Here is a 16,620-nt window from a genome sequence, read left to right as displayed (position 1 = left end):
ACACCGGCGAGGCCGACCCCCTCAGCCGTCGCCCAGCTCGTGCCCGTACGGCGGCTCCGCGCCCGCCCTCGTGCAGGTCACCGCCGCCGCCCGCGCCGCGAAGGACAGCAGCTCCCGCCACTCCTCCCGGGACAGGCCGGCCGGATCACGGCCGGCGAGCCCGTGCAGCAGGGCCGCGTTCACCGTGTCGCCCGCGCCGATCGTGTCCACCACCCGCACCCGGACCGCCGGGACCGCCACCTCGTACGCCCGGGTGAAGACGCTCAGCCCGCCCGCGCCCCGGGTGACGACCACCGCCGCCGGGCCCCGCTCCAGCCACTCGGCCGGGGAGCCGCCCAGCCAGGCCGCGTCCTCCTCCGACAGCTTCAGCAGCGACACGTACGGCAGCCAGCCCGCGAACCGCTCCCGGTAGGCCCCCGGGTCCGGGATCAGACCGGGCCGCACGTTCGGGTCGAGCAGCGTGAAGGCGCCCTCCCGGGACGAGCGCCGCAGCAGCGCCTCGTACGCGCTCGCGCCCGGCTCCAGGGCCAGCGAGCAGGTCCCGAAGGCCACGGCCCGCACACCCTCCGGCAGCCGCTCCGGCAGCGCGAAGAGACGGTCCGCCGTGCCCTCCACGTAGAAGCCGTAGCGCGCCGAGCCGTCCGGGCCCACCGAGGCCACCGCCAGGCTGGTCGGCTCGGGCCCGCGCTGGACCAGCCCGGTCGCCACGCCCGCCGCCCGCAGCCCGCCGACCAGCGCCTCGCCGAAGGCGTCGGTCGAGACCCGGGAGCAGAAGGCCGCCTCCGCGCCGATCCGCCCGAGGGCCACCGCCGTGTTGTAGGGGCCGCCGCCCGGCCGGGGCAGCAGCGGGGCCAGGGGGCCGCCGGCCCCGTCCGGAACCAGGTCGATCAGGGACTCACCCGCGACGACGATCACGTACCGGAAGGTAACCCATGCCCCGCCCGTCACGACAGCCCCGCCGCAGGCCCCCGCGAGCGCGCCGGTATCGTCGTTCGGGTCACCCGCTTCGGGTGTCTTGTCCCCGATTTCCCCGTGAACCCGTGGAGCGCTCATGTCCGGCCAGTCCACCCGCCGCACCGTGCTGAAAGGCGCCGCCCTCGCCGGGGCCGCCGGCCTGGGTGTCTCCGCCTGCTCCACGGACTCCAAGCTGGGCCACGCCGAGACCCCGACCCCGACCGCCCCGGTCGCCCTCGGCGCGCCCGACGAGGTCCCCGTCGGCGGCGCCAAGCTCTACCGCGAGCAGCGGCTCCTCGTGCACTGCCCGGCCAAGGGCCAGTACAAGGCGTTCAGCGCCCAGTGCACCCACGCCGGCTGCGTCCTCGACAAGATCGAGGACAACGAGGGCAACTGCCCGTGCCACGGCAGCCGCTTCGACGTGACCACCGGGAAGGCCGTCCAGGGCCCGGCGACCGTGCCGCTCCCCGAGGTCCCGGTCCGCGTCGAGAACGGCAAGCTGGTCGCGGGGCCGGAGGCGTAAGCCTGGGGGCGCGGACGTCCGCCCGGAGCGCGGCTCCTACGCCCAGTCCCAGTCGATCCCCAGGATCCCCGGCCGCACCCCCTGCTCCACCAGGTGCACCGCGCGGTGCCGGCCGCTCACCGTCAGCTCGGCACGGCCGCCGCGCGGCGCGCCCGTCGACGCCTGGGCGAACCGCCGGCACCGCACCGGCAGCGCCGCCTCGTCGAAGCGCACCTGCAGCACGTACTGCCCGCCCGCGAAGCTGAAGCCCCGCACGTACTCCCGGCTCGGACCGCCGGTGCCGTCCTCGAAGCCGTACGAGAAGAAGTACGTGTCCCCGGCCCGCAGCCGCGTGTCGAAGAGCAGCTCCGCGACGAGCACCCCCGTCTCCGCGTGCCGCCGCACCCGCCCCGTGCGGCAGTTCTCCAGCGCCCGCACCTCCACCCGGGCCGGATCGCAGCCGGGATCGCCCCAGTGGATCGCGAGATAGCGGTCGATGCCGTCCCGGTGCGCCCGCACCACCTGCTGCGAGTCCCGGCCGAGCAGCTCGCGCCCCGCCCCGATCCGCACCCGCTCGTGGTGCCCGACCGTGTGCAGCCCGCCGTCCGCCGGGCTCTCCAGCTCCGCGAGCAGCTCCTCCACGACCCCGGAGGCCTCCACCAGGGAGCGGTACGAGCGGGTCGCCGGGCGCTCCACGTCGGCGCGGGCGGCGGTGTCCTCGGCGAGCAGCCGGATCAGCGAGTTCCCCGGCAGCTGGAGCACCTCCTCCAGGGCCCGTACCGCCTTCATCGACTCGGGCCGCTGCGGGCGGCGGGCGCCCTGCTGCCAGTAGCTCAGCGAGGTCACCCCGACCTTGATGCCCCGGTGCGCCAGATGGTGCTGGACGCGCTGGAGGGGCAGCCCGCGCACCGCGAGCGCCGTGCGCAGCGCCAGGTGGAACGGGCCGGTGTGCAGCAACTGTGCCAGATCGGCCTCGGTGTGACCCACGAGGACTCCTCAGTGAACGTTCACGTCAGGGCGGACCGAGTACGGCACCTCCCGGGGCGGGCGGGCTGGTGGACCGGGGGCCGTCGTTCACAGCCGGGTCGCACCGTTCACAGCTCGCCGTCATCCCGCATTGAAGCGTGTTGACCCGTTCCGGACAACGGCCGATGCTCCTGACCAGCGTCCGGACGCGCTCCTCTCCTCCAACTCCCCACATCCCCATCTCGGGAGGAACGCGATGCGCAAGAGAAAGCTCTCCTTCGCGGCACTCGCCGCGGCCGCCGCCCTCTTCGTCCTGCCCGCCACGCCGGCGTCCGCCGCGCCGGCCGGGTCCGGGACGCGGAACGACACGGTGTCGGCGTACGCGTACAAGCGCCTCGGCATCACCATGCAGGCCCAGCAGAAGACCAACTGGTGCTGGGCCGGGGCCGGCAACACCATCGCCACCTGGTTCGGGCGCACCTACACCCAGAACCAGTTCTGCAACGCCGCCTTCAACCGCCAGCAGGGCTACGACTGCCCCAACTCGCAGGCCACCCTCGGCAACGTCCAGACCGGCCTGAGCTGGGCGGGCATCAACCCCGGCTCGTACGTGGACGGCTGGCTGCGCTACTCGACCGTGCAGACCGAGATCAACGCCAACCGGCCGGTCGAGACGCGGATCCAGTGGTCCAGCGGCGGCGGCCACATGCACGTGATCTACGGCTACGACGACGCCAACGGCTGGGTCTACTGGGGCGACCCGTGGCCGTCCAGCGACCGCTACAACTGGGCCTCGCACGACTGGTACGTCAACAACAGCTCCTTCTCCTGGACCCACTCGCTCTACCGGATCGGGGCGTGACGACCATGACCGTACGCACACGAGCCCTGGGCGCGGGTCTGCTGACCGCCGCCGCCCTCGTCGCCCTCGGGGCCGGGCCGGCCGACGCGGCCCCCGCCCCGGTCCCGCCGGCCGCGCCCACCCCCGAGCAGGCGGTCGCCGCGCCGCAGACCCTCGACACGGTCGCCCGCTTCTTCAGCCGGGACGCCAAGGACGGCGCTCTTGCGCGGTCCGCCGCCACACCCCGGATCGACGGCGCGTCGGTGCCGGTGCGGATCCTCTCGCCGGACTTCGTCGCCGGGAAGCCCGGGGCGCCGGTGGCTCGCGTCGAGTTCCACGCGAGCACGGCGGTCGCCGCCGACGGGCGGACCGCCTCGCTGTGGACCGTACGCGGGGCCGACGGCGGCTGGCGGGTGGTGAACATCGCCACCGGTGACGACGAGCTGCGCTACACCCGGCAGGGGCTCCGCGCGCTGCCCGGCGGGATCGTCTTCCGCGAGCCGCAGATCGACGCGTGGTACGTCCAGAAGGGGGCGAAGGTGCTGCCGCTGGATGAGGACGCGGTGCGGGCGGTGGGGAAGAACGGGATCAGCCTCGGTGGGTATCGGGAGCGGGTCGTGAAGGCGTACGGGGACAAGCTGCCGGGGTCCGGGTATGCGAAGAAGGGGGTGGCCGGGGGGTACGACACGTCTGCGGCCGCCGTCGGAGCGGTGTCCGAGGGGCCTGCCGTCACCGCTGCCTCGACCGCGGCCGGGGCGGGTGCCGTGCTGGTTCTGGGGCTGACGGCCGCTGCGGCGATACGGAGGCGGCGCGGGTCGCTGGAGGGCTGAGGTACTGACGACTGGGAGCGGAGGCGCCCGCAAGGGCGCCGTCCGTTGTGCCCGCCCTCCCCCAGACTTCGTCCGGGGGAGGACCCCCAGCCCCAGCGGAACGTATGCCCACAACGGGGCGGGACGGGTGGCACGCGCGGTACGGGTGGGGGCCTCACTGCGCCAGGTACCCCCCGTCCACCGGCAGCACCGCTCCCGTCACGAAGGAGGCCTCGTCCGAGGCCAGGAAGAGGATGGCGGCGGCTACTTCCTCGGGGTGGCCGAAGCGGGACATCGGGTGGGCGTGGGCCACGGTGTCGAGGTAGGCGGGGCCGCCCGGTTCCTCGCGGACGGCGGCCACGCGTTCGGTCTCGATCGTGCCCGGGGCGACCGCGTTGACGCGGATGCCGTGGGCGGCCCACTCCACCGCCAGGTGCTTGGTCAGGCCCGTCGCCACGAACTTCGCCGGGCCGTAGACCGCCTGCCGGGCCTGGCCGGCGACGCCCGAGACCGACGAGGTGCAGACGATCGCGCCGCCACCGGTACGGAGCATCGCCTCGATCGCGTACTTGCAGGTCAGGAACATGCCCCGGCCGTCGACGGCCATCACCTGGTCGAAGTCCGAGGCGCTCGCCTCGGTGATGTCGAGCAGCGGGATGACCCCGGCGTTCGCCACCAGGACGTCCAGGCGGCCGAAGCGCTCGACCGCCGTGGCGATCATGCGGCGGGCGTCCGCGTCCCGCGAGACGTCGCCGACCACCGTCACCATGCCGTCGCCGAGCGTGCCGAGCCGCTCCGCGTCCACGTCCGCCGCCACCACCCGGGCGCCCTCGCGCGCGAAGCGCAGCGCCGTCGCCCGCCCGATCCCGCTCGCCGCGCCGGTGACCACGCACACCCGGCCCGCGAGCCGTCCCGCATCCTCGTTCGCCATGTCCGGCCAACGAGCGGGCACGGTCTGAGTGTCGGTCCCCGCCAGTAGGGTGGGAACCATGGCCGACCCCTCCAGCTACCGCCCCAAGCCGGGACAGATCCCCGACTCTCCGGGGGTCTACAAATTCCGCGACGAGCACCGCCGGGTGATCTACGTCGGGAAGGCGAAGTCCCTCCGGCAGCGCCTGGCGAACTACTTCCAGCCGCTCGCGAGCCTGCACCCGCGGACGGCGACGATGGTGACCACGGCCGCCTCCGTGGAGTGGACCGTCGTGTCGACCGAGGTCGAGGCGCTGCAGCTGGAGTACTCCTGGATCAAGGAGTTCGACCCCCGGTTCAACGTCAAGTACCGGGACGACAAGAGCTACCCGTACCTCGCGGTCACCCTGAACGAGGAGTATCCGCGGGTCCAGGTCATGCGCGGCCACAAGAAGAAGGGCGTGCGCTACTTCGGGCCGTACGGGCACGCGTGGGCGATCCGCGAGACCGTCGACCTGATGCTGCGGGTGTTCCCGGTGCGGACCTGCTCGGCGGGCGTCTTCCGCAACGCCGCCTCGGCGGGGCGGCCCTGCCTGCTCGGCTACATCGGCAAGTGCTCGGCGCCCTGCGTCGGCCGGGTCACCCCCGAGGAGCACCGCGAACTGGCGGAGGACTTCTGCGACTTCATGACCGGCCGCACCGGCACGTATCTGCGCCGGCTGGAGAAGCAGATGACGATCGCGGCCGAGGACATGGAGTACGAGAAGGCCGCCCGGCTGCGTGACGACATAGGGGCGCTGCGCAAGGCCATGGAGAAGAGCGCGGTCGTCCTCGCCGACGCCACCGACGCCGACCTCATCGCGCTCGCCGAGGACGAGCTGGAGGCCGCCGTCCAGATCTTCCACGTCCGCGGCGGCCGGGTCCGCGGCCAGCGCGGCTGGGTCACGGACAAGGTCGAGGCCGTCGAGACGGCCGGGCTCGTCGAGCACGCCCTCCAGCAGCTGTACGGCGAGGAGAGCGGCGACACGGTCCCCAAGGAGGTGCTGGTCCCCGCCCTCCCGGAGGACGCCGACGCGGTCACCGCCTGGCTCTCCGGCCGCCGCGGGTCCAATGTCTCGCTGCGGATCCCGCAGCGCGGCGACAAGAAGGACCTGATGGAGACCGTCGCGCGCAACGCGCAGCAGGCCCTCGTGCTGCACAAGACCAAGCGGGCCAGCGACCTCACCACCCGCTCCCGGGCGCTTGAGGAGATCGCCGACGCCCTGGACCTGGACTCGGCGCCGCTGCGCATCGAGTGCTTCGACATCTCCCACCTCCAGGGCGAGGACGTCGTGGCCTCCATGGTCGTCTTCGAGGACGGCCTGCCCCGCAAGGGGGAGTACCGCCGCTTCCAGATCAAGGGCTTCGAGGGACAGGACGACGTCCGGTCCATGCACGAGGTGATCAGCCGCCGCTTCAAGCGCTACCTCGCCGAGAAGGAGAAGACCGGCGAGTGGGTGGACGGGGAGGTCCCGGCGGACGAGGGGCCCGAGGGCCGGGAGGACGACGGGCGGCCCAAGCGCTTCGCGTACCCGCCGCAGCTCGTCGTGGTCGACGGCGGGCAGCCGCAGGTCGCGGCGGCCCGGCGCGCCCTGGACGAGCTCGGCATCGACGACATCGCCGTCTGCGGGCTCGCCAAGCGCCTGGAGGAGGTCTGGCTGCCCGGCGACGACGACCCGGTGGTGCTGCCCCGCTCCAGCGAGGGCCTGTACCTCCTTCAGCGGGTACGTGACACGGCTCACGATTTCGCCATCCGCTACCAGCGGTCCAAGCGGAACAAGCGCATCCGCAGCAGCCCCTTGGACGCCGTCCCGGGCCTGGGCGAAACGCGCAAGCAGGCACTCATCAAGCATTTCGGCTCGGTCAAACGCCTCCGGCAGGCGACAATCGAGCAGATCTGCGAGGTCCCCGGCATGGGCCGCAAGACGGCCGAGGCCGTGGCGGTGGCCCTCGCGCAGGCGGCCCCGGCCGCGCCCGCCGTGAACACGGCAACAGGAGAGATCATGGAAGACGACGGGGGCACGACGGCATGACCACGCACGACCGGCAGCACGAGAACGACCCGCACGCCGAGAACGACCCGCACGAAGAGCAGCAAGAGCAGCAAGAGCAGCAGAAGCACGAAGACGGAGCGCCGGACATGGATACGGGAACCACCGAGCCCGCGGGCGGCGACAACGCCGACGCGGCCATCCCCGAACTGGTGATCATCTCCGGCATGTCCGGAGCCGGCCGGTCCACCGCGGCGAAGTGTCTGGAGGACCTCGGCTGGTTCGTCGTCGACAACCTGCCGCCCGCGCTGATCCCCACCATGGTGGAGCTCGGCGCCCGCTCCCAGGGGAACGTCGCCCGCATCGCCGTCGTCGTCGACGTCCGCGGCCGGCAGTTCTTCGACAACCTCCGCGACTCCCTCGCCGACCTCGACTCCAAGCAGGTCACCCGCCGGATCGTCTTCCTGGAGTCCTCCGACGACGCGCTGGTCCGGCGCTTCGAGTCGGTCCGCCGCCCGCACCCCCTCCAGGGCGACGGGCGCATCGTCGACGGCATCGCCGCCGAGCGCGACCTGCTGCGCGAGCTGCGCGGCGACGCCGACCTGGTGATCGACACCTCCAGCCTCAACGTCCACGAGCTGCGCGCCAAGATGGACGCCCAGTTCGCCGGCGACGAGGAGCCCGAGCTGCGGGCCACCGTGATGTCCTTCGGGTTCAAGTACGGCCTGCCCGTCGACGCCGACCTCGTCGTCGACATGCGCTTCCTGCCCAACCCGCACTGGGTCCCCGAGCTGCGTCCCTTCACCGGGCTCAACGAAGAGGTCGCCAACTACGTCTACAACCAGCCCGGCGCCAAGGAGTTCCTGGACCGCTACACCGAGCTGCTCCAGCTGATCGCCGCCGGATACCGCCGCGAGGGCAAGCGGTACGTGACGATCGCCGTCGGCTGCACGGGCGGCAAGCACCGCTCCGTGGCCACCGCCGAGAAGCTGGCCGCCCGGCTCGCCTCGGAGGGCGTGGAGACCGTCGTCGTCCACCGGGACATGGGGCGCGAGTGAAGCCGTACAAACGGCGCGTGTCCACGCTGTCGGTGCGGCGCGCGCTCCGCAGGCGCGGCGCCCAGCCCAAGGTCGTCGCGCTCGGCGGCGGCATGGGGCTCTCCGCCTCCCTCGCCGCCCTGCGCCGCATCACCGGCGACCTGACCGCCGTGGTCACCGTCGCCGACGACGGGGGCTCCAGCGGCCGGCTCCGTGAGGAGCTGGGCGTGCTGCCCCCCGGGGACCTGCGCAAGGCGCTCGCGGCGCTCTGCGGCGACGACGACTGGGGCCAGACCTGGGCCCGGGTGATCCAGCACCGCTTCCAGTCCAAGGGCGAGATGCACGGCCACGCGGTCGGCAACCTGCTGATCGTCGCCCTCTGGGAGCAGCTGGGCGACCCCGTGCAGGCCCTCGACCTGGTCGGCAGCCTACTCGGCGCGCAGGGCCGGGTGCTGCCCATGTCCGCCGTGCCGCTGGAGCTCCAGGCTCTGGTCAGGGGCCACGACCCGGAGCGCCCGCTCGACGTGGACACCGTGGCCGGACAGGCGACCGTGGCCCTCACCCCCGGCGAGGTGCAGTCCGTGCACCTGGTGCCGCACGACCCGCCGGCGGTGCCCGAGGCCGTCGAGGCGGTCCTGGACGCGGACTGGGTGGTACTCGGCCCGGGGTCCTGGTTCTCCTCGGTGATCCCGCACCTGCTGGTGCCCGAGCTGCTCGACGCCCTGGTGGAGACCAAGGCCCGTCGGGTGCTCTCGCTGAACCTCGCGCCGCAGCCCGGAGAAACAGAGGGCTTCTCCCCGCAGCGTCATTTGGAGGTTTTGGCACGACACGCCCCTAAACTCGCCCTGGACGTGGTGCTGGCCGACGAGGCCGCCGTGCCCGATCGCGAGTCCCTCGCCGATGCCGCCAAGCGGCTCGGCGCCGCGGTCGAGCTGGCGCCGGTGGCCAGGCCCGACGGTGCTCCGAAGCATGACCCGGAGCTGTTGGCCGCCGCGTACGACCGTATTTTTCGGATGCATGGAAGGATCGGCCCATGGCGATGACGGCAGCGGTGAAGGACGAGATCTCCCGGCTCCCCGTCACCCGGACCTGCTGCAGGAAGGCAGAGGTCTCGTCGATCCTGCGGTTCGCGGGCGGGCTGCACCTGGTGAGCGGCCGGATCGTGATCGAGGCGGAGCTGGACACCGCGATGGCGGCCCGACGTCTCAAGCGGGACATTCTGGAGATCTTCGGGCACAGCTCGGAGCTGATCGTGATGGCACCGGGCGGACTGCGCCGGGGCTCGCGGTTCGTGGTGCGCGTGGTGGCGGGCGGCGACCAGCTGGCCCGCCAGACCGGCCTGGTGGACGGCCGCGGCCGTCCCATCCGGGGCCTGCCCCCGCAGGTCGTGTCGGGTGCCACCTGTGACGCGGAGGCGGCGTGGCGCGGCGCCTTCCTGGCGCACGGCTCGCTGACCGAGCCGGGCCGCTCCTCCTCCCTGGAGGTGACCTGCCCCGGCCCCGAGGCCGCCCTGGCCCTGGTCGGCGCGGCCCGCCGGCTCTCCATCGCGGCGAAGGCCCGCGAGGTGCGCGGCGTGGACCGGGTGGTCGTCCGTGACGGCGACGCCATCGGAGCCCTGCTCACCCGGCTCGGCGCGCACGAGTCGGTGCTGGCCTGGGAGGAGCGGCGGATGCGCCGCGAGGTCCGCGCCACCGCCAACCGGCTGGCCAACTTCGACGACGCCAACCTGCGCCGCTCGGCCCGCGCGGCGGTCGCCGCGGGCGCCCGGGTGCAGCGGGCCCTGGAGATCCTCGCCGACGAGGTGCCCGAGCACCTCGCCGCCGCGGGCCGGCTGCGCATGGAGCACAAGCAGGCCTCCCTGGAGGAGCTGGGCGCGCTCGCCGACCCGCCGCTGACCAAGGACGCGGTGGCCGGCCGGATCCGCCGGCTGCTGGCCATGGCCGACAAGCGGGCGCAGGACCTGGGCATCCCGGGGACCGAGTCCAACCTGACGGAGGAGCTGGACGACAGCCTCGTCGGCTGACCCTTCACCAGAACGGGCGATTCCGTTCAACTCCCCGCTGCCGGTGCCTTTCTGAGGCATCGGCAGCTTCCTTTTCGGCACGCCGTACGCACCCTTGACGAAGCCCGTGAGTCACCACGAGCCTGACGTCTGTTCACTTTCGTGGCAGACAAGAGCAAGGGGGGCTTATGAGACGCAGAGCGAGAGCGGTGCTCGCCGCCGGGTCACTGCTGATCGCGGGACTGGTGGCGGCACCCGTCGCCGGAGCACAGCCGAACACCGACGGCTCGCCCCAGGGCGACGGGCTCTCCGTCTGGCGTGCCAAGGTCAGCAAGGAGCAGGTGCCGCTCCTTCTCGACGCCGGCACCGACGCCCGTGAGCTGACGGAGCAGGTGCCCGCCAAGGGCTCCGCCACCGTCGAGCTCTACCTGACCGCCGAGCAGGCGGGGAAGCTGCGCGGCGAGGGCGTCGAGATCACCGAGCACACCCTCTCCGCCCAGGCGGAGAAGCGCGTCGCCGGCGCCGGGGACGGCGTCTTCCGTCCGTACGGCGGTCCCGGCGGCCTCAAGCAGGAGATCATGGACACCGCCCGGTCCCACCCCGGGCTCACCAAGGTCGTCTCGATCGGCAAGACCGTCAAGGGCCAGGACATCCTCGCCCTCAAGATCAGCAAGGGCGCCGCGAAGACCAGGGACGGCTCGCGGCCCGCCACGCTCTACATGTCCAACCAGCACGCCCGCGAGTGGATCACCCCCGAGATGACCCGGCGGCTGATGCACCACTACCTCGACGGCTACGGCAAGGACAGCCGCCTCACCCGGCTGGTCGACACGACCGAGCTGTGGTTCGTGCTCTCCGCCAACCCCGACGGCTACGACTACACCCACGCCGACCCGGACAACCGCCAGTGGCGCAAGAACCTGCGCGACAACGACGGCGACGGGCGCATCGGGTCCGGCGACGGCGTCGACCTCAACCGCAACTTCGCCTACAAGTGGGGCTATGACGACGAGGGCTCGTCGCCCGACCGGGCCGACGAGACCTTCCGGGGTGCCGGACCGAACTCGGAGCCCGAGACCCGCGCCCTCGACCGCTTCGAGAAGCGCGTCGGCTTCCGCTACGGCATCAACTACCACTCCGCCGCCCAGCTGCTGCTCTACGGCGTGGGCTGGCAGGTCGCCACCGACACGCCCGACGACGTGGCCCTCAAGGCGCTCGCCGGCACCCCGCAGAAGTCCGCGGTCCCCGGCTACCGCCCGCAGGTCTCCTCGGAGCTCTACATCACCAACGGCGAGGCCGACGGACACGCCGCCAACGTCAACGGGATGCAGATGTTCACCCCGGAGATGTCGACCTGCGCCACCGCCTCCCGCGTCGACCCGAACGACGCCTGGGACCCGGCGGACTGCGCCTCCGTCTTCACCTTCCCCGACGACGAGAAGCTGATCCAGGCCGAGTTCGCCAAGAACATCCCCTTCGCGCTCGCCGTCGCCGAGACCGCCGCCCACCCGGACCGGCCCGTCTCCCCGGTGGGCATCGAGGCCCCCGACTTCACCCCGGACACCTTCGCCACCTCCTACGCCGCCCGCGGCCAGGAGCAGGAGGTCGCCGTCACCGCCCGCAAGTCGCTGCGCGCCAAGACCCTCCACTACCGGATCAACGGCGGCCGCACCGAGCGCGAGGGCCTGGAGCCCTGGAAGGGCGGGGAGACCTACGGGGGCGAGGACAACCTCTACTTCGACCAGTACCGCGCCGAGATCGAGGGCGCCGGGCCCGGCGACAAGGTCGAGGTCTGGTACACGGCCCGCACCCGCGAGGGCAAGGCCACCGCGTCCACCCCGTTCACGTACACCGTGGCCGAACGGCCCCGCGGCGACGTCCTGGTCCTCGCCGAGGAGGGCGGCACCGCCGCCGCCAGGAACACCGACGCCTATGTGAAGGCCCTCGCCGCCAACGGGCGCCGCGCCGCCGTCTGGGACGTCGCCACCCAGGGCGCCCCGCACGCCCTCGGCGTGCTCGGCCACTTCCGTACCGTCGTCTGGTACACCGGCGCCGAACAGCCCTCCGGAAGCTCGCTGCTCGCCGTCCGCTCCTACCTCAACGAGGGCGGCAAGCTGGTCAACGCGGGCGAGAAGTCCGGCGGCCTGGTCGCGATCGGCCGCGCCGAGTCCAACGACTTCGCCCAGTACTACCTCGGCGCCTACCGCAGGGCCGGACTGAACGGCCCGGTCTCCTTCGCCGGAGCCGGCCGCCTCGGCGGCGCGGGCGCGCCCCTGGGCGCGGCGGCCGGCAACCCGCTCGACAACGCGGGCGCCTACACCGTCACCTCGGACACCCTGAAGCCCGACCTGTTCCCGCAGTTCGCGAGCAGCGCCTCCGCGGGCGACTACCCGGGCATCCGCACCCCCTTCGAGCCCTACGAGGGCAGCCGTTTCGAGGCCCTGCGCCACTCGGACGGCACCTGGGCGCGGCTCGCCAGGACCGTGGACCTCACCGGCGTCGCCGCCGCCTCGCAGCCGAACCTGAGCTTCCAGGTCAGCTACGACACCGAGCCGGGGTACGACAACCTGATCGTCGAGGCCCACACCGTCGGCCAGGACGACTGGACCACCCTGCCCGACCTCAACGGCGGCACCTCCGCCGAGCCGCCCGCCGACTGCGGCGAGGGCTACTACGTCCGCGGGCACCCCTTCCTCGCCCACTACCTCACCGTCGGCAAGGACGGCTGCACCGCCTCCGGCACCACCGGAGCCTGGAACGCCTTCACCGGCCCGTCCAACGGCTGGCGGCAGGCGAAGGTCGACCTGAGCGCCTACGCGGGCAAGCAGGTCGAGCTGGCGATCTCGTACGTCTCCGACCCCGGCACCGGCGAGATGGGCGCCTTCGTCGACGACGTCCGGCTCAGCGCCGGGGCCGTCTCCGAGACCGAGGGCTTCGAGACCGGGACCGGAAACTGGTCCGTACCGGGAGCGCCGGCCGGCAGCCCGGGGAACGGATCCGACTGGACCCGTTCCGAGGCGCTCTTCCACTCCCAGGCATCGGTCACCACCCGTGACACCGTGCTCTTCGGATTCGGTCTGGAGCACGTCCCGAATGCGGCGGATCGGGCGGCTCTGCTCGGAAAGGCCCTTAATTCGCTCCGACGCTGATCCGGCCGCTCAGTCGAGCACGCGTTTTCGTCACTCTCCGTAGTGGGGGCGAAGGTCCCTCGACAGCCCTTACCTCTTGGTAGGTAAGGGCTGTCGGCCTTTTTCCGGCACTTTCAGGGCGCGTACGGCTCCACTGGATGTCACTCTCGGCCGCTGAGAGAGGTAGGGTCGTAAGCGGTCGGGGACATCCCAAACAGAAGCTCGCCGGGCGTCGAAACCCGGCGTACCTAACGAGGAGATCGGTTCGTGACGATCCGCGTAGGCATCAACGGCTTTGGCCGTATCGGTCGCAACTACTTCCGCGCGCTCCTTGAGCAGGGTGCCGACATCGAGATCGTGGCTGTCAACGACCTGGGTGACACCGCGACCACGGCCCACCTGCTGAAGTACGACACCATCCTGGGCCGCCTCAAGGCCGAGGTGACCCACACCGCCGACACCATCACCGTCGACGGCCACACCATCAAGGTCCTCTCCGAGCGGAACCCGGCCGACATCCCCTGGGGTGAGCTGGGCGTCGACATCGTCATCGAGTCGACCGGCATCTTCACCAAGAAGGCCGACGCCGAGAAGCACATCGCCGGCGGCGCCAAGAAGGTCCTCATCTCGGCTCCGGCCAGCGACGAGGACATCACCATCGTGATGGGCGTCAACCAGGACAAGTACGACGCGGCCAACCACCACGTCATCTCCAACGCCTCCTGCACCACCAACTGTGTGGCGCCGATGGCCAAGGTTCTCGACGAGAACTTCGGCATCGTCAAGGGCCTGATGACCACGGTCCACGCGTACACCAACGACCAGCGCATCCTGGACTTCCCGCACAAGGACCTGCGCCGCGCCCGCGCCGCCGCGGAGAACATCATCCCGACCACGACGGGTGCCGCCAAGGCCACCGCCCTGGTCCTCCCGCAGCTCAAGGGCAAGCTGGACGGCATCGCGATGCGCGTCCCGGTCCCGACCGGCTCCGCCACCGACCTCGTCGTGACCCTCGACCGTGAGGTCACGAAGGACGAGGTCAACGCGGCCTTCAAGAAGGCCGCCGAGGACGGCGACCTGAAGGGCTACCTGTTCTACACCGAGGACCCGATCGTCTCCTCGGACATCGTCAGCGACCCGGCGTCCTGCACCTTCGACGCCTCCCTGACCATGGTCCAGGACGGCAACTCGGTGAAGATCCTCGGTTGGTACGACAACGAGTGGGGCTACTCCAACCGTCTCGTCGACCTCACCGTCTTCGTCGGCGGGCAGCTCTAGACTCTAGAGGCGGGTTTTCGATGTGAGCAGGGCTCGGGCAGCGCGAAGACGCGCTGTACGAGCCCTGTCTCGTGTGCTCCACCGCGTGTACCAAGGGAGTCAGTGAACAGATGAAGACGATCGACGAGCTTCTCGCCGAAGGCGTCTCCGGCAAGCGGGTGTTCGTCCGCGCCGACCTCAACGTGCCGCTCGACGGCACGACCATCACGGACGACGGGCGCATCCGCGCCGTCGTCCCCACCGTCAAGGCGCTGGCCGACGCGGGCGCCCGCGTGGTCGTCGCCTCGCACCTGGGCCGCCCCAAGGGCGCCCCGGACCCGGCGTTCTCGCTCGCCCCGGCCGCCGCGCGGCTCGGCGAGCTGCTCGGCGACGACGTGGCCTTCGCGACCGACACCGTCGGCGACTCTGCCAAGGCGACCGTCGCGGGCCTGGCCGACGGCCGGGTGGCCGTCGTCGAGAACCTGCGCTTCAACGCCGGCGAGACCTCCAAGGACGACGCCGAGCGCGGCGCCTTCGCGGACCGCCTGGCCGAACTCGCGGACCTGTACGTCGGCGACGGCTTCGGCGCCGTGCACCGCAAGCACGCCTCGGTCTTCGACCTCCCGGCCCGGCTTCCGCACGCCGCCGGCTACCTCATCGCCAACGAGGTCGGCGTCCTCAAGAAGCTCACCGAGGACGTCAAGCGCCCGTACGTGGTCGCCCTCGGCGGTGCCAAGGTCTCCGACAAGCTGGGCGTGATCGACCACCTCCTGGAGAAGGCCGACCGCATCCTCATCGGCGGCGGCATGGCGTACACCTTCCTCAAGGCCCAGGGCCACGAGGTCGGCATCTCGCTGCTCCAGGAGGACCAGATCCCGGCGGTCCTGGACTACCTCAAGCGCGCCGAAGCGCGCGGCGTGGAGTTCGTCCTCCCCGTCGACGTGCTGGTCTCGCCCGACTTCCCGGACCTGAAGACCAAGGCCCCGGCCCACCCCTCGCTCGTCGCCGCGGACGCCATCCCCGCGGACCAGGAGGGCCTGGACATCGGCCCGAAGACCCGCGAGCTGTACGCCTCGAAGCTGGCCGACGCGGGCACCGTCTTCTGGAACGGCCCGATGGGCGTCTTCGAGCACCCCGACTACGCCAACGGCACCAAGGCCGTCGCCCAGGCGCTCGTCGACTCCCCGGCCTTCACCGTGGTCGGCGGCGGCGACTCCGCCGCGGCCGTCCGGATCCTGGGCTTCGACGAGAATGCCTTCGGCCACATCTCGACCGGCGGCGGCGCCTCCCTCGAATACCTCGAGGGCAAGACGCTTCCCGGCCTCGACGCACTGGAGGACTGACCTCTTCATGAGCACCGCATCTACTTCTTCTGGCCGCACCCCGCTGATGGCGGGCAACTGGAAGATGAACCTCAACCACCTTGAGGCCATCGCCCACGTCCAGAAGCTGGCCTTCGCCCTCACCGACAAGGACTTCGACGCCGTCGAGGTCGCGGTCCTCGCGCCCTTCACCGACCTGCGCTCCGTGCAGACCCTGGTCGACGGCGACAAGCTGAAGATCAAGTACGGCGCCCAGGACATCTCGGCGCACGAGTCCGGTGCCTACACCGGCGAGATCTCCGGCCTCATGCTGTCCAAGCTGAAGTGCGCCTTCGTGGCCGTCGGCCACTCGGAGCGCCGCCAGTACCACGGCGAGTCCGACGAGCTGTGCAACGCCAAGGTGAAGGCCGCCTTCCAGCACGGGATCACCCCGATCCTCTGTGTCGGCGAGGAGCTGGACGTCCGCGAGGCCGGCGACGCCGTCGCGCACACCCTGGCCCAGGTCGAGGGCGGTCTGAAGGGCCTCCCGGCCGAGCAGGCCGAGACCATCGTGATCGCGTACGAGCCCGTGTGGGCCATCGGCACCGGCAAGGTCTGCGGCGCCGACGACGCGCAGGAGGTCTGCGGGGCGATCCGCGGCAAGCTGGCCGAGCTGTACACGCAGGACGTGGCCGACAAGATCCGCATCCAGTACGGCGGGTCCGTCAAGGGCTCGAACGTCGCCGAGATCATGGCGCAGCCCGACATCGACGGCGCGCTGGTGGGCGGTGCCTCGCTGGACGCCGACGAGTTCGTCAAGATCGTGCGCTTCCGCGACCAGTGAGTATGCGGTAGCGGAGATACGTCGTACCCTTGCGGGGGTC

Annotated in this window: 14 protein-coding genes; 11 read left to right on the top strand and 3 right to left on the bottom strand. The window is 71.8% G+C overall.

Annotation, left to right across the window (positions count from 1 at the left end; genetic code table 11):
• Positions 1-21: 21 nt before the first annotated feature.
• On the bottom strand, positions 22-915 hold the full coding sequence (locus ACZ3ZE_RS00765; RefSeq protein ID WP_467256916.1) for a carbohydrate kinase family protein: 894 nt from the start codon (positions 913-915) through the stop codon (positions 22-24).
• 136 nt (positions 916-1,051) lie between these two features.
• On the opposite strand from ACZ3ZE_RS00765, the gene ACZ3ZE_RS00760 reads away from it, so the two are divergent.
• Complete coding sequence (locus tag ACZ3ZE_RS00760) at positions 1,052-1,477, top strand: Rieske (2Fe-2S) protein (protein ID WP_361164380.1); 426 nt, start codon at positions 1,052-1,054, stop codon at positions 1,475-1,477.
• Between the two features lie 36 nt (positions 1,478-1,513).
• Here ACZ3ZE_RS00760 and ACZ3ZE_RS00755 read toward each other — a convergent pair whose 3' ends face one another.
• Positions 1,514-2,443, bottom strand: a complete 930-nt coding sequence (locus tag ACZ3ZE_RS00755) for a hypothetical protein (protein WP_361164383.1) — start codon at positions 2,441-2,443, stop codon at positions 1,514-1,516.
• Positions 2,444-2,678: 235 nt separating this feature from the next.
• Here ACZ3ZE_RS00755 and ACZ3ZE_RS00750 point away from each other — a divergent pair, with 235 nt between their 5' ends.
• Together ACZ3ZE_RS00750 and ACZ3ZE_RS00745 are read left to right on the top strand one after the other, a co-directional pair.
• Positions 2,679-3,284 carry a papain-like cysteine protease family protein gene (locus ACZ3ZE_RS00750; RefSeq protein ID WP_361164386.1) on the top strand — a complete coding sequence of 202 codons (606 nt, stop codon included), beginning with the start codon at positions 2,679-2,681 and terminating at the stop codon, positions 3,282-3,284.
• Between the two features lie 5 nt (positions 3,285-3,289).
• A complete protein-coding gene (locus ACZ3ZE_RS00745) occupies positions 3,290-4,093 on the top strand; it encodes a hypothetical protein (protein WP_361164389.1) in 804 nt (267 codons plus the stop codon).
• A 154-nt stretch (positions 4,094-4,247) separates the two neighbouring features.
• Here the strand turns inward: ACZ3ZE_RS00745 and ACZ3ZE_RS00740 are convergent, their stop codons facing one another.
• Entirely contained in the window at positions 4,248-5,003 is a 756-nt protein-coding gene (locus ACZ3ZE_RS00740; RefSeq protein WP_467256915.1) for an SDR family NAD(P)-dependent oxidoreductase, read from the bottom strand.
• A gap of 58 nt (positions 5,004-5,061) precedes the next feature.
• Between ACZ3ZE_RS00740 and uvrC the strand changes: the two genes are divergently transcribed.
• From uvrC to tpiA, 8 genes are all read left to right on the top strand, one after another.
• Positions 5,062-7,053, top strand: a complete 1,992-nt coding sequence (gene uvrC / locus ACZ3ZE_RS00735; RefSeq protein ID WP_361164395.1) for an excinuclease ABC subunit UvrC — start codon at positions 5,062-5,064, stop codon at positions 7,051-7,053.
• A 107-nt stretch (positions 7,054-7,160) separates the two neighbouring features.
• The gene (rapZ, locus tag ACZ3ZE_RS00730; RefSeq protein ID WP_361164758.1) at positions 7,161-8,069 is read left to right on the top strand and encodes an RNase adapter RapZ; all 909 of its coding nucleotides are present in this window, start codon (positions 7,161-7,163) and stop codon (positions 8,067-8,069) included.
• A complete protein-coding gene (locus ACZ3ZE_RS00725) occupies positions 8,066-9,091 on the top strand; it encodes a gluconeogenesis factor YvcK family protein (RefSeq protein ID WP_361164398.1) in 1,026 nt (341 codons plus the stop codon). Before rapZ ends, ACZ3ZE_RS00725 begins: the two co-directional genes overlap by 4 nt.
• Positions 9,082-10,071 (top strand): DNA-binding protein WhiA, encoded by a 990-nt coding sequence (gene whiA / locus ACZ3ZE_RS00720; protein WP_046911893.1) that lies wholly within the window; start codon positions 9,082-9,084, stop codon positions 10,069-10,071. The genes ACZ3ZE_RS00725 and whiA overlap by 10 nt, the downstream gene beginning before the upstream one ends.
• A gap of 167 nt (positions 10,072-10,238) precedes the next feature.
• Positions 10,239-13,199: a M14 family metallopeptidase gene (locus ACZ3ZE_RS00715; protein WP_467256913.1), complete on the top strand. Its 2,961-nt coding sequence runs from the start codon at positions 10,239-10,241 to the stop codon at positions 13,197-13,199.
• A 246-nt stretch (positions 13,200-13,445) separates the two neighbouring features.
• Positions 13,446-14,456 (top strand): type I glyceraldehyde-3-phosphate dehydrogenase, encoded by a 1,011-nt coding sequence (gap, locus tag ACZ3ZE_RS00710; protein WP_361164405.1) that lies wholly within the window; start codon positions 13,446-13,448, stop codon positions 14,454-14,456.
• Positions 14,457-14,566: 110 nt separating this feature from the next.
• Positions 14,567-15,778: a phosphoglycerate kinase gene (locus tag ACZ3ZE_RS00705; RefSeq protein WP_467256911.1), complete on the top strand. Its 1,212-nt coding sequence runs from the start codon at positions 14,567-14,569 to the stop codon at positions 15,776-15,778.
• Positions 15,779-15,785: 7 nt separating this feature from the next.
• Positions 15,786-16,580, top strand: a complete 795-nt coding sequence (gene tpiA / locus ACZ3ZE_RS00700) for a triose-phosphate isomerase (RefSeq protein ID WP_361164411.1) — start codon at positions 15,786-15,788, stop codon at positions 16,578-16,580.
• The last annotated feature ends 40 nt before the right edge of the window (positions 16,581-16,620 follow it).

The sequence above is a fragment of the Streptomyces sp. NPDC023157 genome (genome assembly GCF_055560575.1).
The sequence above is the reverse complement of the archived record's forward strand: the minus strand, read 5'-3'. Positions and strand labels throughout refer to the sequence as shown.

Coding starts and splice junctions, on each gene's coding strand:
- ACZ3ZE_RS00740 (WP_467256915.1), bottom strand. CDS start 5,003: ATGGCGAACGAGGATGCGGGACGGCTCGCGGGCCGGGTGTGCGTGGTC.
- ACZ3ZE_RS00715 (WP_467256913.1), top strand. CDS start 10,239: ATGAGACGCAGAGCGAGAGCGGTGCTCGCCGCCGGGTCACTGCTGATC.
- tpiA (WP_361164411.1), top strand. CDS start 15,786: ATGAGCACCGCATCTACTTCTTCTGGCCGCACCCCGCTGATGGCGGGC.
- rapZ (WP_361164758.1), top strand. CDS start 7,161: ATGGATACGGGAACCACCGAGCCCGCGGGCGGCGACAACGCCGACGCG.
- ACZ3ZE_RS00705 (WP_467256911.1), top strand. CDS start 14,567: ATGAAGACGATCGACGAGCTTCTCGCCGAAGGCGTCTCCGGCAAGCGG.
- ACZ3ZE_RS00745 (WP_361164389.1), top strand. CDS start 3,290: ATGACCGTACGCACACGAGCCCTGGGCGCGGGTCTGCTGACCGCCGCC.
- whiA (WP_046911893.1), top strand. CDS start 9,082: ATGGCGATGACGGCAGCGGTGAAGGACGAGATCTCCCGGCTCCCCGTC.
- ACZ3ZE_RS00760 (WP_361164380.1), top strand. CDS start 1,052: ATGTCCGGCCAGTCCACCCGCCGCACCGTGCTGAAAGGCGCCGCCCTC.
- uvrC (WP_361164395.1), top strand. CDS start 5,062: ATGGCCGACCCCTCCAGCTACCGCCCCAAGCCGGGACAGATCCCCGAC.
- ACZ3ZE_RS00750 (WP_361164386.1), top strand. CDS start 2,679: ATGCGCAAGAGAAAGCTCTCCTTCGCGGCACTCGCCGCGGCCGCCGCC.